Genomic DNA, 16,497 nt, shown 5'->3' with positions numbered 1-16,497 from the left:
GCCGGGAGGCCGCCCGGTCAGGCCTCGTCGAGGGTCGCCTCGTCCAGGTCCTCGAGCATCGACGTGGCGTCCTCGACGACCTCGGGCAGCCGGTGCCGCACACCGTGCAGGAGCCAGCGCGCGAGCGCGAGCTCGCCCACGAGCATGGCGCGCTCCGCGAGGCGCGAGTCGCTCAGCTCGGTGCGGCGCAGCTGGTAGGCCTCCATGACGGAGTCCACGGCCTCCATCGGCGCCGCGGCGATCAGCCACGCGAGGTCGTCGGCGGGGTCCGCGACGCGGGCCTCCGACCAGCCCGAGACCGCCACGACCCGCTGCCGGTCCACGAGGAGCTGGTCGGGCGCCAGGTCGCCGTGCGTCACCACGGGCTTGAACCGCCAGAGGGAGACGTCCTCCAGGGCGGTCTCCCAGCGGCGCAGCAGGGTGGGCGGGACGCGGCCGGTCCGGGCCGCCTCGTCCACCTCGGTCAGCCGGCGCTCCCGGTACTCGGACGCGGTGTAGCTGGGCAGGCCGCACGTCTCCACGACGGAGGTGGGCAGCTCGTGGATGGCCGCGATGGCCCGGCCCAGGTCGGCGGCGAGCCCTGGGCCCTGCTCCAGGGACTCGACGTCGAGGTTGTCGCCGATGATCCGGCGGTGCACGACGGCGCGGCCGCCCTCCGGGAGGAGCGCGTAGCCCGCGACCTGCGGCACCACGAACGGGAGCACGCCCGTGTCGATGTACAGCCGGAGCGCGTCGAGCAGCTCGATCTCGGCCTCCAGGGCCGCGCCCGCCACCGTGGTGCGGGGCGCGCGCACCACCCATTCCTGGTCGTCCGCACCGGTCACGACGGCGACGTCGTAGTCGCCGGCGAGGTCCCCGACGCGGACCGACTGGGCGTCGAGACCCGGCACGGCGGCGGTCGAGAGGGCAGCGAGAGCGAGGGGCGTGCGGGACACGTGCTCACCCTAGAGCAGCGCCGGGCACCCGACGGCGCAGGGACCGGGGCGTGTCCGACCACAGCACGGGTGCGGCACCGGCCCGCGAGAGGACTAACGTCGTCCCGTGCGTTTTCTCGACCTCCCCTTCGCCCGCGCCGCCCACGACCGCGCCGCCCACCGGCGCGCGACGCCCGGCCTCCTCGACGACCTGCTCAAGGAGCAGGGCACGCGGGTGCTCGTGGTGCGCGGCACCCGGGTGGCCACGGTCGGCTCGCGGGTCGCGTTCCTCCCGCCCGACGACGTGGCGCACCTCGCGACGCGGGCCCTGCTCTACCTCGGGGAGGCCGACGGCGTCAGCCATCTCGGGCTGGTCCTGGCCGACGCCGAGGCCGAGCCGGACCTCGACGTCGAGTGGACCGGGCTGCGCACGCTCGACGCGCCCGACCTGGAGGTCGGCCTGGTGGTCGAGGCCGTCGCGCTGGCCCAGTGGCACACGGTGCACACCCACTGCCCGCTGTGCGGCACGCGGACCGAGGTGACGCAGGCCGGCTGGGTGCGGCACTGCCCGGCGGACGAGTCCAACCACTTCCCGCGGACCGACCCCGCGGTGATCATGGCCATCACCGACGCCGACGACCGCCTGCTCCTGGCCCGCGGGCCCCAGTGGGACCTGGGCCGCCGCTCGGTGCTGGCCGGGTTCGTCGAGCCCGGGGAGGGCCTGGAGCAGGCCGTGGCCCGCGAGACGGCGGAGGAGGTCGGCGTGCTGCTCGACCCCGCGTCCATCGAGTACCGCGGCAGCCAGTCGTGGCCGTTCCCGGCCTCGCTCATGCTCGGCTTCCGGGCCCGGGCGACCACCACGGAGCTGACCCGGCAGGAGGACGAGATCGCCGAGGCCGACTGGTTCACCCGCGACGAGGTCGCCACGGCGGTCGCGGACGGCCACCTGGGCCTGCCCGGGCGGTCGTCGATCGCGCGCTCCCTGATCGAGGAGTGGTTCGGCGGGCCGGTCGGGGCGTGAGCCAGGGCCCGGTCCGGGCGTGAGCCAGGGCCTGGTCGGGGCGTGAGTCCGGGCCTGGTCCGGGCCCGGTCGGGCCCGATTCAGGCGCCCGTGATCAGCGCCTCCAGCTCGGCCTCGTCGAGCAGCCGGTCCGGGCGCACGGTCGTGTCCGAGCCCACGTAGTAGAAGGCCGCGCTGACCTGGTCCAGCGGCAGCCCCGTCCAGCGCGACCACGCCAGCCGGTACACGGCGAGCTGCACCTCGCGGGCGGCCCGCGCCGAGGCGTCGAGCGGCTCGCGACCGGTCTTCCAGTCGACGACCACGACGGCGTCGGGGCCGGTCGCGGGGTCCTTGAAGACGGCGTCCATGCGGCAGCGCAGCATGACGCCGGCCACCGGGGTCTCGACGTCGACCTCGACCGCCACGGGCATCCGGGCCGACCACTCCGACCCCAGGAAGGTGTCGCGCAGCTTGTCGAGGTCGGTGTCCTCGGGCAGGTCGTCGTCCTCGGCGCTGGGCAGGTCGTCGACGTCGAGCAGCGTGGCCGACGTGAAGAACTGCTCCACCCACTCGTGGAACCGGGTGCCGCGGCGGGCGTGCACCGTGGGCTGCACCGGGACCGGCCGGCGCAGCTGGAGGGCGAACGCGTCGCGGTCGGCGGCGAGCCGCACCAGGCCCGACGCCGAGACGTGCGCCGGGAACGCGACCTCGCGGTCGGTGCGCCGGTTCCGCTCGGCCAGGAGCATGCGTGCGAGGTCCACCAGGTCGTGACCGGCGGCGTCGGCCAGGACGCCCTGCGGTGCGGTCAGCGCGTCGGCCGGGAGCCGCATGGCGGCGAGCGCGACCAGCCGCTCCTCCGCGGCCCCGTCCACCAGGGCGGCCGTGGCGCGCAGGACGTCGCGGGCGGTCGGGGCCGGGTTCTGCTGCTGGTCCGCGCCGCCGTCCGTGCCGCCGTCCGCGGCCGGCCACACCGCCGTGATCTCCTCCGCGTTGCGCGGGTTCTCGGCGTCGGGCTCCGGCATCGGGGCCCACAGGTCGGTCTTGACCAGCTCGGCCCCGGCAAGCTCGGCGAGGAACGGGGAGACGCCGCGCGGGCGGCTCGCCGTGCCCCACCAGGAGGCGGTGAGGAAGAGCTCGCGGCGGGCCCGCGTGAACGCCACGTAGGCCAGGCGCCGCTCCTCGGCGAGGCGGTGCTCGCCGCACTCGGCCTTGAACTCGTCGCGCAGCGCCACCAGGTCCTTGGTGTCGGAGGCGTGCTCCCAGTCGAAGAGCGGCAGGTCGTCCGCGTCGCCGCGCAGGTGGTACGGCAGCTCGCCGAGGTCGGACAGCCAGCCCGACGACGACTCCCCCGAGCGCGAGCCGCGGTCCCAGGTGGGGAACGCGCCGTCGGCCAGGCCGGCCACGGCCACGGCGTCCCACTCCAGGCCCTTCGCGGCGTGCGCGGTGATGACCTGGACGGCGTCGGGGTCGGGCTCGTGCACCGGCATGTCGAGCCCGCGCTCCCGCTCGCCCGCGACACCCAGCCAGGCCAGGAACGCGCCGAGCGTCGCGGTGTCCGAGGACTGCGCGAACGACGCCGCCACGTCCCGGAACGCGTCGAGGTGCTCGCGCCCCCGGTCGCTCACGGCGCCGCCGACCCCGGCGCCCGCCAGCGCGAGGGCCGTGGCCGCCTCGACGTCGAGGCCGAGCGCGCGCTCGGCCTGGACCACGAGCTCGGGCAGCGAGAGGTAGGTGAGACCGCGCAGGTCGCGCAGCAGCCGGGCGAGCGCCCCGAGGCGGCGGTGCGCGTCCGGGGACAGCACGCGGCCGTCCTGTGCCGGCTCGCCGGCGGGCGGCAGGTCGTCGAGCGCGTCGACGATCGAGCGGTGGTCGGAGACGTCGCCCTCGACCACGCGCAGGTCGTCGTCGGGCAGCTCCTCGACCGAGGCGGCGGCCGCCGCGCGGCGCGGGTCGTCCAGCCGCGCCAGGTCGGCCGCCCAGGACCCGAGGGCGTGCAGGTCGGCCGCGCCGAGATTGAGGCGGGGGCCGGTGAGCAGGCGCAGCAGGGAGTCGCCGCGGGACGGGTCGTGCGCGGCCTGGAGCAGCGCGACGACGTCGACCACCTCGGGCGTGGACAGCAGGCCGCCCAGGCCCACCACCTCGACCGGGAGCCCGCGGCGGCGCAGCGCCACCTCGATCGCGGGGAACTGCGCCCGCGCGCGGCAGAGCACGGCGGCCGTGGACCGGCCGTCCGGGTGCGCGCCGGAGCGCCAGCGTTCCGCCACCCACTCGGCGACGGCCTCGGCCTCCTCGTCCAGGGTCGCGGCGACGTGCGCCGACACCAGGCCCTCGCCGGCCCCGGGGCGCAGGTCCAGGGGCGGCACCTCGACGCTCGTGGCCGCGCCGGTCCGCGAGCGCAGCGGCCCGGACACGATGTTCGCGGCGGTGAGGATCGCGGCGTCGTTGCGCCAGGAGGTGGACAGGTAGTGCACGGCGGCGGGCACGCCGTCGTCGCGCTGGAAGCGGTCGGGGAAGCGGGCCAGGCCCGCCGCGGAGGCTCCGCGCCAGCCGTAGATGGACTGGTGCGGGTCGCCGACGGCGGTGACCGGGTGTCCGCCGCCGAACAGGCCGGACAGCAGCTCGACCTGGGCGTAGGAGGTGTCCTGGTACTCGTCGAGCAGCACGACCTCGAACCGGGCGCGCTCGGCGGCGCCCACCATCGGGACCTCGCGGGCGAGCTGGGCGGCGAACGAGACCTGGTCGCCGAAGTCGAGCGCCTCGGCGATGCGCTTGCGGCGCCGGTACTCGACCACGAGGTCGACGAACCGGGCCCGCTCGGCGATCGAGCCGATCAGCTTGTCGACGTCCTTGGTGCGCTTGCGCTGCTTGGGGCCGAGCGGGACCGACTCGAGGTGCTCGGCCATGTCGGTGAGGCGGGCCCGCGCGTCCGCGGGGTCGACGAGGTGCTCGCCGAGCGCGTCGGACAGCGCGACGACCGCCCCGGTCACGGTGCTGACGGCCCGGTCGGTGGCGAGGTCCTCGTCCCAGGACTCCACCACCTGCGACGCGAGCTGCCACTGCTCGGCCTGGCCGAGGAGGCGCGCGCTGGGTTCGACGCCGAGGCGCAGGCCGTGGTCGGCCACCAGGGAGGCGGCATAGGCGTTGTAGGTGGCGACCGTGGGCCGGTCGAGGTCCAGTCCGGCCAGGGCCTCGCCGGACTCCTCGCCGAGCGCCCGGTTGAGCTGCGCCAGGCGGGTCTGCACGCGCTGGGTGAGCTCGCCCGCGGCCTTGCGCGTGAAGGTGAGGCCGAGCACCTGCTCGGGCTGGACCAGCTTGTTGGCGATGAGCCACACCACGCGCGCGGCCATGGTCTCGGTCTTGCCGGACCCGGCGCCCGCGACGACGAGCGCGGGCTCCAGGGGCGACTCGATGACGCGGACCTGCTCGTCGGTCGGCTCGTGCCGGCCGAGCAGCCGCGCGATGGCGCGGGCCGACAGGCGGATCTCCGGCTCGTGCCCGATCACTCGACCACCTTCCGTCCTTCGGGCTGCAGCGGGCAGGACCGGCGCACCACGCACATCTCGCAGAGGTCGTTGTTCCGGGCCGCGAAGCTCGCGGCGGCCATGGTGTCGGCGGCGCCCTCGACGGTGTCGCGGGCCCAGCTCCCGCCGTTCTCGTCGGGGGCGAGCGCGGGCTGGTTCCGCACGCTCGCCGAGACCGTCTCGGTGCCGACGTAGACCAGGCTCGCGCCCTTGCTGACCGTGCCGTCGGGCAGGTCGAGCGCGCCCTCCTCGACGGCGAGCTGGTAGGCGCCGAGCTGCGGGTTCTCCGCCGCCTTGTCCTTGCTGGCCGCGGTCTTGCCGGTCTTGAGGTCGGCCACGGTGACGCTGCCGTCGCCCGCGTCCTCGACGCGGTCCACCTGGCCGCGCAGGCGCGCGCGCCCCACCCGCAGGTCGAAGTCGGCCTCGACGAGCAGCGGCTCGCCGGCGTCGCCCAGGTAGTCCGCGAGCCGCTCCACCATGCGCTCGGCACGCTTGCGCAGCTGCAGCGAGGGCCAGCCGTCGGGCAGCGCGAGCTCGGGCCAGCGGCGGTCCAGCTCCTGCTTCAGGTCGGTGAGCGCGCCCTTCGGGTGCGTCTGCGCGATCGAGTGCAGCAGCGTGCCGAGGGTCTGGTGGGTGGCGTCCGGCTTGGTGCCGCCCGCCGCCTCGAAGGCCCAGCGCAGGGCGCACGTGGTCACGGTCTCGACCTTGGACGGCGACACGGTCACCGTGTCGGTGGCACCCCACAGCGGCACCTCGCTGGAGACGCCGGCCACGCCGTACCAGGTGGTCGGGTCGGCCTCGGCGACGCCGGCGGCGGCCAAGTCGGCCAGCAGCGCGGCTGCGGGCTGCGCGCCGGGTGCCGACCCGTCCCCGCCCGCCGACGCCCGCACCAGCTCCGAGCGCGCCGCGGCCACGACACCGCGCAGGTCGAGCGGCGGACCCACCGGGACCCGCCGCGGGTCCGGGCCGTCGCCGCCGTCGTCCCGGGGGGACACGAGGTCGCAGAAGACGCTCGGTGCCTCCTCGGTGTCCTCGACGGCCGTGACGAGCAGCCGGCGCCGGGGGCGGGAGACCGCGACCGCGAAGGCACGCAGCTCGTCGGTGAGCACCTGGCGCCGGGCCTCGGCGCCCACCACCCGGCCGTCCTCGGAGCGGCCGGCGATGAGCTCGACCAGCGCCTGGGAGCCGAGCAGGGAGTCGCGCAGCCGCAGGTCGGGCCACACGCCGTCCTGCACGCCGGCCACGACCACCACGTCCCACTCCCGGCCCGCCGCGCCCGGAGGCGTGAGCGCCTCGACGGCGCCCGCGCCCTGGGCGGAGGCCGCCAGGGAGTCCGCCGGGAGGTCCTGGGAGGCCAGGTAGTCGACGAACGCGCCGACGGGCGCGCCCGGCATGCGGTCCACGAAGGTCTCGGCCGCGCGGAACAGCGCCAGCACGGCGTCGAGGTCCCGGTCGGCGCGGAGGCCCGCGGGCCCGCCGGTCAGGGCGGCGGCGCTCCAGCGCTCGGCCAGGCCCGTGGCGGCCCAGGCCGCCCAGAGCACCGTCTGCGCCGTGGCGCCGGGCTCCCCCGCCGCCTCGCGGCCGGCGGCGAGCACGCGGGCCACCGCGAGCGGCCCGCGCCGCACCTGCGTGGGCAGCAGGGCCGCGCGCGCCGGGTCCGCGAGGACCTCGACCAGCAGCGCGTCCGAGGTGCGGCCGCCGCCCGCCGACAGCTCCTCCGCCCGCAGGGCGCGGCGCAGCCGCCGGAGGGCCACCGCGTCGAGCCCGCCGATGGGCGAGATGAGCAGCAGTGCCGCCGTCTCCGGGTCCAGCACGGGCTCGTCGCCGTCCAGCTCCGACGCGATCAGCGCCTCCAGGCTGCCGCGCGGCGCGCCCGCGCAGGTCTTGACGGCGGCCAGCAGGGGCGCCACGGCGGGCTCGTCGCGCAGCGGCAGGTCCGACCCGAGCAGCGCCACGGGCACCGACGCCGAGACCAGCTCGCGGCGCAGCGCCCCCAGCCGCGTGCCGCTGCGCGCGATCACCGCCATGCGGTCCCAGGGCGTGCCCCGCAGCAGGTGCTCGGCGCGCAGCTCGCGCGCGATCCACGCGGCCTCCTGGGCGGCGCCCGAGAGCACGGCCACCTGGACGGCCGGGGGCGCGTCGACGTCGGCCGGCTCCTCCTCCGCCCGCGCCGTGGCGCGGCGGTGCAGCGCGCTCGCCGACACCGGGATCCGGTTGGTCACGGCGCGCGTCACGGCGCGCAGCTCCGGCCGCTGCCGCCAGACCGTGCTCAGCACGATCGTCTCGGCGTCGAACGCCCCGAAGGCCCGGCCGGGGCCCGCGGGCGCGGCGGCCCGGCCCGTCAGGCCCGGCGCGGCGCCGCGGAACGTCTGGACGGCCGAGTCCGGGTCGGACAGCAGCACGAGCCGCGCCCCGTCGTCGTGCAGCACGCGCAGGAGGCGGACCGTCGCGGCCGTGGCCTCCTGGTAGTCGTCCACCACGACCAGGTCCCAGGTCGGGCGCGGGGTGCCCGGCACCTCGGCCTCCCAGGAGCGCAGGGACTCCGCGGCCTCGTCGATCACGACGGCGGGGTCGTAGCGCGGCCCGGCGTCGGGCGTGGCGAGCCGCAGCGTCATGGTGTCGAGGTACTCCTCGTACAGCTGGGCGGCCATGATCCACTCGGGGCGGTCGTTCGCCCGCCCCATCTCGTCGAGCTCGACCGGCCCGAGCCCGCGCTCGGCCGCGCGCATCAGCAGGTCGCGCAGCTCCTGACGCAGGCCGCGCAGGCCCAGCGACTCCTCGGGCAGACCGGCCGGCAGTCGGAGCGGCCGCCCCTCGCCCGCCACGTGCCCGGCGAGCAGCTCGGCCAGCACCAGGTCCTGCTCCGGGCCGGAGACCAGGGTGGGGGTGGGCTGCCCGAGCGCAGCGGCGCGGGTGCGGAGCACCGCGAACGCGGCCGACGACGCCGTGCGCACCATGGGCGCGCCGACCGTGCGCCCGGCCTGGGCCGCGACCTCGTCCCGCAGGCGGGCGGCCGCGCGCCGCGACGACGCGAGGACCAGCACCCGCTCCGGCTTGACGCCGGACCGGAGCGCCCGGACCGCCACCTCACAGGTCACCGTGGTCCGGCCCGACCCGGGCGCGCCCAGGACCAGCGTCGCGGGCCGGCTCAGCGCGGACTCGACGGCAGCCTCCTGGCTGTCGTCGAGCAGCACGGAGCCGGCGCCGTCGGGACGGGTCCCGGGCGGCGCCAGCCGAGGTGCGAGGGTGAGGGTCGGTGTCACGCGGACGATCGAACCACGAGCCACTGACACTCCCCGACGCCCCGCGCGGAGGCGTCGCGAATGCCCGATTCATCCCCCGGTGTGCCGGGGAATGTCACTCCTTGCCCGCGTCCGGCGCGGGCCACGGCTCCGGGATGCAGCCGCGCGTGGTCCTGGTCTGCTGCACCATGATCGTCGCGCGCTCACCCTTGCCCTTGCACAGGTCGTGGTGGTAGCCGATCACGTGCCCCACCTCGTGGTTCACGAGGTACTGCCGGTAGCGCCCGATGTCCCGCCAGGCGTCGGACCCCGTGGCCCAGCGCCGGAAGTTGAGCACCGCGGTCTCCTCGATGCCGCAGGACAGCTCGCCGATCGTGTCCAGCGGCAGGCAGAGCCGGTCGGTGGTGCCCGGGCTCGCGAGCACCACCCGCGCGTCGTACCGGTCGGAGTCGGTCCAGGCGAACGTGGACCCGTCCGCGCCGTGCCAGCCGCGCGGGTCGTTCAGCGTGGTGAGGACCGCGTCGGCGAACACCTCCGGGTCCACCGGCAGCCCCTTCTCGACCGCGACCTGGACGCGCCAGACCTTGCCCCGCTCGGGCGCCCTGCGCGAGCCGGCGGCCACCACGAGCTCGCCGGACAGCTTCTCCTCCACACGGACCGGCGTACCGACCAGCCCCGAGCCGGGTTCGGGACCGGCCGGCTCCGGCGGGTCCGACTTGCCGGTGGACGGCACCGACCGGGTCGCGTCGTCGACGTCGGGCGCCCCGCTCGCGGCCCCCTGAGCCTCCAGCGGGACGGCGGGAGGCGGCGGCGCCGACCGGTTGCCCGACCGGGCAGCCTCGTAGGCGTCGCGCACGGCGTCGGCCGCCTCGACGCCCAGGCTGTCCTCGACCGCACCGGCCACGGCGGCAGCGCTTGCGTCCGGCTCGGCGCCCATGGTCACGGCGACACCTCCGCCGAGCCCGACGGCCAGGCAGACGCCGAGCGCGACCATGGCGCGCCGCGGGTTCTGCGTGGACCGGCTCACGCCGACCATCGTGCCACGCACCGCTCCCGGATCGGCTCACGGCGAAACCGCGGGCCGACCCCGCTCGTGCGTGGCTAGGATCGACTGGCCGGGTCCCCGGACCCCCGGGCACCCGGCGCAATCCCCGACCGAACTGGAGTAAACGTGGACGTCACCATCGGTGTGCAGAACCTGACGCGCGAGGTCGTGGTCGAGACGGAAGAGAGCGCGGACGCCGTCGCGACGGCCGTCAAGAAGGCCCTGACCGGTGGCCCCCTCGAGCTCACCGACGCCCGCGGCCGCCGGGTGATCATCCCCGGCAGCGCCATCGGCTACGTCGAGATCGGCTCCGAGGAGCAGCGCAAGGTCGGCTTCGGCGCCGTCTGAGCCTGTCGTACCCCGACGCCACGTGGCGGACGGCGCCCGCGAGGGCCCTCCGCCACGTGGCGTTCATTACTAACAGGACGCTGGACGCGTTTCGCTAACCACAGCGAAACATCGTGCGCGTACCATCAATGCTGTACATCGGTTGCCCGGTCGTCACGTTCCGACCCCCGAGCCTTTCTCCGGCCTCCCTGCGAGGCCGCCGACAGGACGCGCAGCCTGGGCCCCCTGCCCGGCGCGCGATGATTTTCACGATCGGCTGCCGCACGAAGGCGCGATCGCCGGGCCACGAGGGCCCACCGCGCCGCGAGAGATGAAGGCGCCAGTGACTACCACCGACACCCCGGCCGCGAGCGCGGCCACCGTGACCGACCCCGAGCCCACCGTGGCCTCGGGGCCTGACTACTCCTCCCCGCCCGCCATCCAGGCGCAGAACGTGACGTTCGCGGACTTCGGCGTCCGCCCCGAGATCGTCGCCGCGCTGCTGGACTCGGGCATCACCCACCCGTTCCCCATCCAGGCCATGACGCTGCCCGTCGCGATGAGCGGGCACGACATCATCGGCCAGGCCAAGACCGGTACCGGCAAGACGCTCGGCTTCGGCGTCCCGCTCCTGCATCGCGTCGTGGCGCCGGGCGAGGTCGGCTACGACGAGCTCGTCGCCCCCGGCAAACCGCAGGCCGTCGTCGTGGTGCCGACCCGCGAGCTCGCGGTCCAGGTCGCGAACGACCTGGCCACCGCGTCCGCCAAGCGGAGCGTCCGCATCGTCCAGGTCTACGGTGGCCGCGCCTACGAGCCGCAGATCGACGCGCTGAAGTCCGGCGTCGACGTCGTGGTGGGCACGCCCGGCCGCATGATCGACCTGCTCAACCAGGGCCACCTCAACCTGCTGCGCGCGGCGACCGTCGTGCTCGACGAGGCCGACGAGATGCTCGACCTCGGGTTCCTGCCCGACGTCGAGAAGATCCTGGCCCGCACCCCCGCGCAGCGGCACACCATGCTGTTCAGCGCGACCATGCCGGGCGCCGTCGTCTCGATGGCCCGCCGCTACATGAAGCAGCCCACGCACATCCGCGCCGCCGAGCCGGACGACGAGGGCGCGACCGTCAAGAACATCAAGCAGGTCGTGTACCGCGCCCACGCGCTGGACAAGGTCGAGGTGCTGGCGCGGCTGCTCCAGTCCGAGGGCCGCGGCCGCAGCATCGTGTTCGCGCGCACCAAGCGCACGGCCGCCAAGGTCGCCGAGGAGCTGCAGTCGCGCGGCTTCGCCGCCGGCGCCATCCACGGCGACCTGGGCCAGGGCGCCCGTGAGCAGGCGCTGCGCGCGTTCCGCAACGGCAAGATCGACGTGCTGGTCGCCACCGACGTCGCCGCCCGCGGCATCGACGTCGAGGACGTGACCCACGTGGTCAACTACCAGTGCCCCGAGGACGAGCGCACCTACCTGCACCGCGTGGGCCGCACCGGCCGCGCCGGCAACAAGGGCACCGCCGTCACGTTCGTCGACTGGGACGACGTGCCGCGCTGGTCGCTCATCGACAAGGCGCTGGACGTCGGCTTCCCCGAGCCGGTCGAGACCTACTCCACCTCCCCGCACCTGTTCAGCGACCTGAACATCCCCGAGGGCACCAAGGGCCGCCTGCCGCGCTCCGCGCAGCACCTGGCCGGCCTGGACGCCGAGGAGCTCGAGGACCTGGGCGAGACGGGCAAGCGCAACAGCGGCTCGCGCTCCGGCGGCGGCCGCACCGGTGGCGGACGCCAGGGCGGCTCCCGCTCGGGCGGGCGCCAGGGCGGCCACGGCCAGTCGCACTCGGCGAGCCGGTCGGACGCCGGCCCGGCAGCCGGTGCCGAGGGCGCCCCGGCCGACCGCCCGGCGTCGGGCGGCGACGAGGACGGCCAGCGCCGTCGCCGGAGCCGCAACCGCCGCCGCACCCGCGGCGGCCGCCCGGCCGAAGGAACCCAGTCCGAGTCCTGATGAGGACCGTGTCAGACCCACAGGTCACCCCGGTGACCTGTGGGTCTGACAGTATGGGGACGGTGCAGATCGAGTTCGCCGCTCCCCTGTGGCAGTGGCAGGCGCGCACCGACTCCTGGTGGTTCGTGACCGTGCCGCCGGAGCAGTCCGACGAGCTGGCCGACCTCCCGCTGCCGCCGCGCGGGTTCGGGTCGATCCGGGTGCGCGTCACGGTCGGGACGACCACCTGGACCACGTCGGTGTTCCCGAGCGACAGCGACGGCGGCTACGTACTGCCGATGAAGAAGAAGGTGCGGGACGCCGAGGGCCTCGTCCCGGCGAAGCCGGTGCGCGTCGCCCTGGAGACGATCGACGTCTGAGCTAGACCGTCCGCACGAACTCGATGACGCCGTTGGCGATCATCTGCACGGCGATCGCGGCGAGCAGCACACCCGCGATGCGGGTGACCAGGGTGACGCCGGAGTCCTTGAGCACGCGGTGCACCAGCCCCGCGAACCGCATGGCCGCCCACGTGCACACGCAGACCGCGACGATGCCCACGCCGATCGAGGCGTAGTGCCCCACGGCCGACTCCCCCGCGCTCACGCCCTGCTGCACGAACACCATGGTCGCGACGATCGTGCCCGGCCCGGCGAGCAGCGGTGTGGCCAGCGGCACCAGCGCCACGTTCTTGGTGGAGCCGCCGGACTCGGTCTCGCCCGCGTCCATCTTGCCCATCAGCAGCTCGAGGGCCACCAGCAGCAGGAGCAGCCCGCCGGACGCCTGCAGCGCCGCCAGCGAGATACCCATGTGCTCCAGCAGGAGCTGGCCGAACAGCGCGAACACCACGATCACGCCGAACGCCACGAAGATCGCGGTGCGCGCGGCACGCTTGCGGTCCTGCGCCGTCATGCGCGACGTGAGCGCGAGGAACACCGGCACCGTCCCCGGCGGGTCCATGATCACGAAGAGCGTCACGAACACCTCGGTGAACAGCGCGACGTCGAACCAGCTCACCGGAGCACCTCCAGGGCTCCCTGCGCGGCGATCGCCTCGAGCACGCCGGGGTCCGTGGTGTTCTCGCCGATCCGGTTCTGCTTGCCCGCCCCGTGGAAGTCGCTCGACCCGGTGACCAGCAGGCCCAGCGACTCCGCGACCTCGCGGAGCCGGCGGCGCGTGTCGGGCGTGTGGTCGCGGTGGTCCACCTCGAGCCCCGCGAGCCCGGCCGCCGCCAGCTCCTCGATCGTCGAGTCCGGGACGATCCGGCCGCGGGCGTCGGCACCGGGGTGCGCGAAGACCGGCACGCCGCCGGCCGCGCGGACGGCGCGGACCGCGGCTACGGCGTCGGGCGCGTAGTGGCCCACGTAGTACTTGGTGCCCGGGCGCAGGATGGTCGCGAACGCCTCGTCCCGGTCGCGGACGACGCCGGCCGCCACCAGCGCGTCCGCGAGGTGCGGGCGGCCGAGCGTGGTGCCGGGCTTGGTCTGGGCGAGCAGGTCGTCCCACGTGATCGGGAAGTCCTCCGCGAGCAGGTCGACCATGCGCCGGGCCCGCGACTCGCGGTCCGCGCGGGTGCGCTCGGTCTCGGCGAGCAGGTCGGGGTGCGCCGGGTCGTGCAGGTAGGCCAGCAGGTGCACGCCGGTGCCCCAGCCCGTCGTCCGGGCGATCGCGGAGATCTCGGCGCCGCGCACCAGGCCGACGCCGAACCGGCCGGCGGCGTCGGCGGCCTCGGCCCAGCCCGACGTCGTGTCGTGGTCCGTGATGGCGAGCGTGGCGATGCCGGCGCGTGCGGCGACCTCCACCAGGCGCGCTGGCGAGTCGGTGCCGTCGGACGCGGTGGAGTGCGTGTGGAGGTCGATCACTCCACAAGGGTAGAGATCGTTGCGGCCCCCGGGAGCCCGGGCCGTGGTGAGGTGCAGCACGCCTGCGGCCGCGCGGTGGCAAGCCCACACAGCACGTTCACGCCGCGTTCCGCCGTCGTCCGCCACCTGCCCAAGCCGATAACGCATCATCGAAGGCAAGATGAGCAACAACCGCGAGACCCAGCCCCACAACCCCACGAGCGTGGTCTTCGTGCACGGCATGCGCGCCTCCGGCGCGATCTGGGAGCACCAGATCGAGCACGTGCGCGCCGCCGGCCACGAGGCCGTCGCCGTCGACCTCCCCGCCCACGGCGCGCGCCGCCACGACCGGTTCAGCATGGACGGCGCCTTCGAGGCCATCGACGAGGCCGTCGCGTCGCTCCCCGCCGGGCCCGTCGCCCTGGTCGGCCTGTCCCTGGGCGGCTACACGTCCCTGGCCTGGGCCGCCCGGCCCGACGCCAGCGACCGCCTCGTGGGCGTGCTGGCCGCCGGCTGCACGGCCGACCCCAAGGGCAAGCCCGTCCGGCTCTACCGCGACATCTCGCGGAGGGTGGCGAACGCCGTCTACTTCTCCCGCCGCCTGCGCGGGCAGGTCGTGCACCCGGCCGTGCACCGGATGCAGCTGGCCGTGGAGGCCATGCCGTTCAGCCCGCTGCAGAGTGCCCCCGGCGGCGCGGACCTGCGCCAGCTCGAGATCGCCCCGCGCCAGACCGCCGCGATGCACCGCCCCACCTGGGACGTCGTCACCGACGCGCTGACGGACCTCGCAAGCATGTCGTCGATCGCGAACGTACGCGCCGCACGGGTTCCGCTCTGGTTCGTCAACGGCGCGCACGACAGGATGCGCATCGAGGAGCAGCGGCACCTCGCCGCGGCCCGCGACGGCGCGCTGGTCGTGCTGCCGAACGCGGGGCACCCCGTCAACACCGACGCCCCCTCCGCGTTCAACCGGGTGCTCACCCGGGCGCTTTCCGACTTCGGGCGGGCTGCGTGGAACACTGGGGGGCATGAGCGAGCCGACTACAACTTCGCAGCCTGACGAGCAGGGAACCGCGGACCGCGGCTCCAACCGTTCGCACCGTCCCGCCTCGACCGCGTTCAAGAACTTCGTGATGTCGCAGTGGGCCCCGCGCGCCGAGCTCGGCCTGACGCCGTCGGACGCCGCGCCGTTCACCGTCGCGCGTCGTTCCGCGCTCTCCGACCGGTTCTCCGGCGCGCGCCTCGTGGTCCCCGCCGGCTCGCTCAAGCCGCGCTCGAACGACACCGACTACCGGTTCCGGCCGCACTCGGCGTTCGCCCACCTCACGGGCCTGGGCACCGACCGCGAGCCCGACGCCGTGCTGGTGCTGCACCCCGTCGAGGACGGCTCCGGCGACGCCGGCTCGAACCACCACGCCGTCCTGTACGTGCGGCCGCTGGCCCCGCGGGACAACGAGGAGTTCTACGCCGACGCCCGCTACGGCGAGTTCTGGGTGGGCGCCCGCCCGTCGCTGGCCGACATCGAGACGCTGACGGGCATCGAGGCCCGCCACATCGACGAGCTGGGCGACGCCCTGGCCAAGGACGTGGGCGACGGCGGCGTCCGGCTGCTCGTGGTGACCGGCGCGGACGACGCGATCGAGGCCCTCGTCGAGGAGCTCCGCCTGGAGGCCGGCGAGACCGAGGACGAGCAGCTCGTCTCGGACGACGTGCTGGTCGAGGCCACCTCCGAGCTGCGCCTGGTCAAGGACGAGTACGAGATCGCGCAGATGCGCGAGGCCGTGGCCCGCACCATCGAGGGCTTCGAGGCCGTCGTGCGCGCGCTGCCCGCCGCCAAGGAGCACCGCCGCGGCGAGCGCGTCGTGGAGACCACCTTCGACGGGCACGCGCGCCTCGAGGGCAACGCCGTGGGCTACGAGACCATCGCCGCCTCCGGCGAGCACGCCACGACCCTGCACTGGATCCGCAACGACGGCGAGGTCCGGTCCGGCGACGTGCTGCTGCTCGACGGCGGCGTCGAGGTCGACTCGCTCTACACCGCCGACGTCACGCGGTCGCTGCCCGTGGACGGCGAGTACACCGACGTCCAGCGCAAGATCTACCAGGCGGTGCTGGACGCGGCCGACGCCGCGTTCGCCGTCGCCAAGCCGGGCATCAAGTTCCGCGACATCCACGCGGCGGCCATGGAGGTCATCGCGGCGCGCCTCGAGGAGTGGGGCTTCCTGCCCGACGGCGTCACCGCCGCCGAGGCGCTCGGCGAGGACGGCCAGCAGCACCGCCGCTGGATGGTGCACGGCACCTCGCACCACCTGGGCCTCGACGTGCACGACTGCGCGCAGGCCCGCCGCGAGCTCTACCTCGACGGCACCCTGGAGCCGGGCATGGTGTTCACCATCGAGCCGGGCCTCTACTTCAAGGCCGACGACCTGGCCGTGCCCGAGGAGTTCCGCGGCATCGGCGTGCGCATCGAGGACGACGTGCTGGTCACCGAGGACGGTTACGAGAACCTCTCGGCGGCGCTGCCCCGCCGTCCGGAGGACGTCGAGGCCTGGATGGCTTCGCTGCGCTGAGTCCTGATGCCGCGCGCCAGCTGACTTCGGTCGGTTGCGTCGAGACCGGTCAGTTGACTGACCGG

General features: G+C 75.2%; 12 protein-coding genes. 6 read left to right on the top strand and 6 right to left on the bottom strand.

The features are described from left to right. Positions 1-17: 17 nt before the first annotated feature. Positions 18-935 (bottom strand): macrolide 2'-phosphotransferase, encoded by a 918-nt coding sequence (locus tag ACFU5G_RS22515; RefSeq protein ID WP_377249798.1) that lies wholly within the window; start codon positions 933-935, stop codon positions 18-20. A gap of 106 nt (positions 936-1,041) precedes the next feature. Between ACFU5G_RS22515 and nudC the strand changes: the two genes are divergently transcribed. Further along, positions 1,042-1,935 carry an NAD(+) diphosphatase gene (gene nudC, locus ACFU5G_RS22510; protein ID WP_377249796.1) on the top strand — a complete coding sequence of 298 codons (894 nt, stop codon included), beginning with the start codon at positions 1,042-1,044 and terminating at the stop codon, positions 1,933-1,935. A gap of 80 nt (positions 1,936-2,015) precedes the next feature. Here nudC and ACFU5G_RS22505 read toward each other — a convergent pair whose 3' ends face one another. From ACFU5G_RS22505 to ACFU5G_RS22495, 3 genes are all read right to left on the bottom strand, one after another. Further along, the gene (locus ACFU5G_RS22505; RefSeq protein WP_377249793.1) at positions 2,016-5,417 is read right to left on the bottom strand and encodes a UvrD-helicase domain-containing protein; all 3,402 of its coding nucleotides are present in this window, start codon (positions 5,415-5,417) and stop codon (positions 2,016-2,018) included. After that, on the bottom strand, positions 5,414-8,629 hold the full coding sequence (locus ACFU5G_RS22500; protein ID WP_377249800.1) for an ATP-dependent helicase: 3,216 nt from the start codon (positions 8,627-8,629) through the stop codon (positions 5,414-5,416). The genes ACFU5G_RS22505 and ACFU5G_RS22500 overlap by 4 nt, the downstream gene beginning before the upstream one ends. Positions 8,630-8,792: 163 nt before the next feature. Further along, a complete protein-coding gene (locus tag ACFU5G_RS22495) occupies positions 8,793-9,704 on the bottom strand; it encodes a DUF3152 domain-containing protein (protein WP_377249791.1) in 912 nt (303 codons plus the stop codon). 144 nt (positions 9,705-9,848) lie between these two features. Here ACFU5G_RS22495 and ACFU5G_RS22490 point away from each other — a divergent pair, with 144 nt between their 5' ends. The 3 genes from ACFU5G_RS22490 to ACFU5G_RS22480 all read left to right on the top strand — a co-directional run bounded on the left by ACFU5G_RS22490 (position 9,849) and on the right by ACFU5G_RS22480 (position 12,401). Further along, positions 9,849-10,070 (top strand): DUF3107 domain-containing protein, encoded by a 222-nt coding sequence (locus ACFU5G_RS22490; RefSeq protein ID WP_020016319.1) that lies wholly within the window; start codon positions 9,849-9,851, stop codon positions 10,068-10,070. A 310-nt stretch (positions 10,071-10,380) separates the two neighbouring features. After that, positions 10,381-12,042, top strand: coding sequence for a DEAD/DEAH box helicase (locus tag ACFU5G_RS22485; RefSeq protein WP_377249788.1), 1,662 nt, complete (start codon positions 10,381-10,383; stop codon positions 12,040-12,042). 53 nt (positions 12,043-12,095) lie between these two features. After that, on the top strand, positions 12,096-12,401 hold the full coding sequence (locus ACFU5G_RS22480) for a DUF1905 domain-containing protein (protein ID WP_199718317.1): 306 nt from the start codon (positions 12,096-12,098) through the stop codon (positions 12,399-12,401). A gap of 1 nt (position 12,402) precedes the next feature. Here ACFU5G_RS22480 and ACFU5G_RS22475 read toward each other — a convergent pair whose 3' ends face one another. Next, positions 12,403-13,038 carry a MarC family protein gene (locus tag ACFU5G_RS22475; protein ID WP_142033002.1) on the bottom strand — a complete coding sequence of 212 codons (636 nt, stop codon included), beginning with the start codon at positions 13,036-13,038 and terminating at the stop codon, positions 12,403-12,405. Then, complete coding sequence (locus ACFU5G_RS22470) at positions 13,035-13,883, bottom strand: PHP domain-containing protein (RefSeq protein WP_377249786.1); 849 nt, start codon at positions 13,881-13,883, stop codon at positions 13,035-13,037. Before ACFU5G_RS22470 ends, ACFU5G_RS22475 begins: the two co-directional genes overlap by 4 nt. 160 nt (positions 13,884-14,043) lie before the next feature. Here ACFU5G_RS22470 and ACFU5G_RS22465 point away from each other — a divergent pair, with 160 nt between their 5' ends. Beyond that, a complete protein-coding gene (locus ACFU5G_RS22465) occupies positions 14,044-14,922 on the top strand; it encodes an alpha/beta fold hydrolase (RefSeq protein ID WP_377249783.1) in 879 nt (292 codons plus the stop codon). Further along, positions 14,891-16,432: an aminopeptidase P family protein gene (locus ACFU5G_RS22460; protein ID WP_377249781.1), complete on the top strand. Its 1,542-nt coding sequence runs from the start codon at positions 14,891-14,893 to the stop codon at positions 16,430-16,432. Before ACFU5G_RS22465 ends, ACFU5G_RS22460 begins: the two co-directional genes overlap by 32 nt. Positions 16,433-16,497 lie beyond the last annotated feature (65 nt).

This window comes from Promicromonospora sp. NPDC057488 (assembly GCF_042802395.1).
Taxonomy (GTDB): Bacteria; Actinomycetota; Actinomycetes; order Actinomycetales; family Cellulomonadaceae; genus Promicromonospora.
The sequence above is the reverse complement of the archived record's forward strand: the minus strand, read 5'-3'. Positions and strand labels throughout refer to the sequence as shown.

Excerpts from the sequence above, each read along its gene's own strand:
- ACFU5G_RS22485 (WP_377249788.1), top strand. The coding sequence starts at position 10,381 with ATGAAGGCGCCAGTGACTACCACCGACACCCCGGCCGCGAGCGCGGCC.
- ACFU5G_RS22480 (WP_199718317.1), top strand. The coding sequence starts at position 12,096 with ATGGGGACGGTGCAGATCGAGTTCGCCGCTCCCCTGTGGCAGTGGCAG.
- ACFU5G_RS22465 (WP_377249783.1), top strand. The coding sequence starts at position 14,044 with ATGAGCAACAACCGCGAGACCCAGCCCCACAACCCCACGAGCGTGGTC.
- ACFU5G_RS22460 (WP_377249781.1), top strand. The coding sequence starts at position 14,891 with ATGAGCGAGCCGACTACAACTTCGCAGCCTGACGAGCAGGGAACCGCG.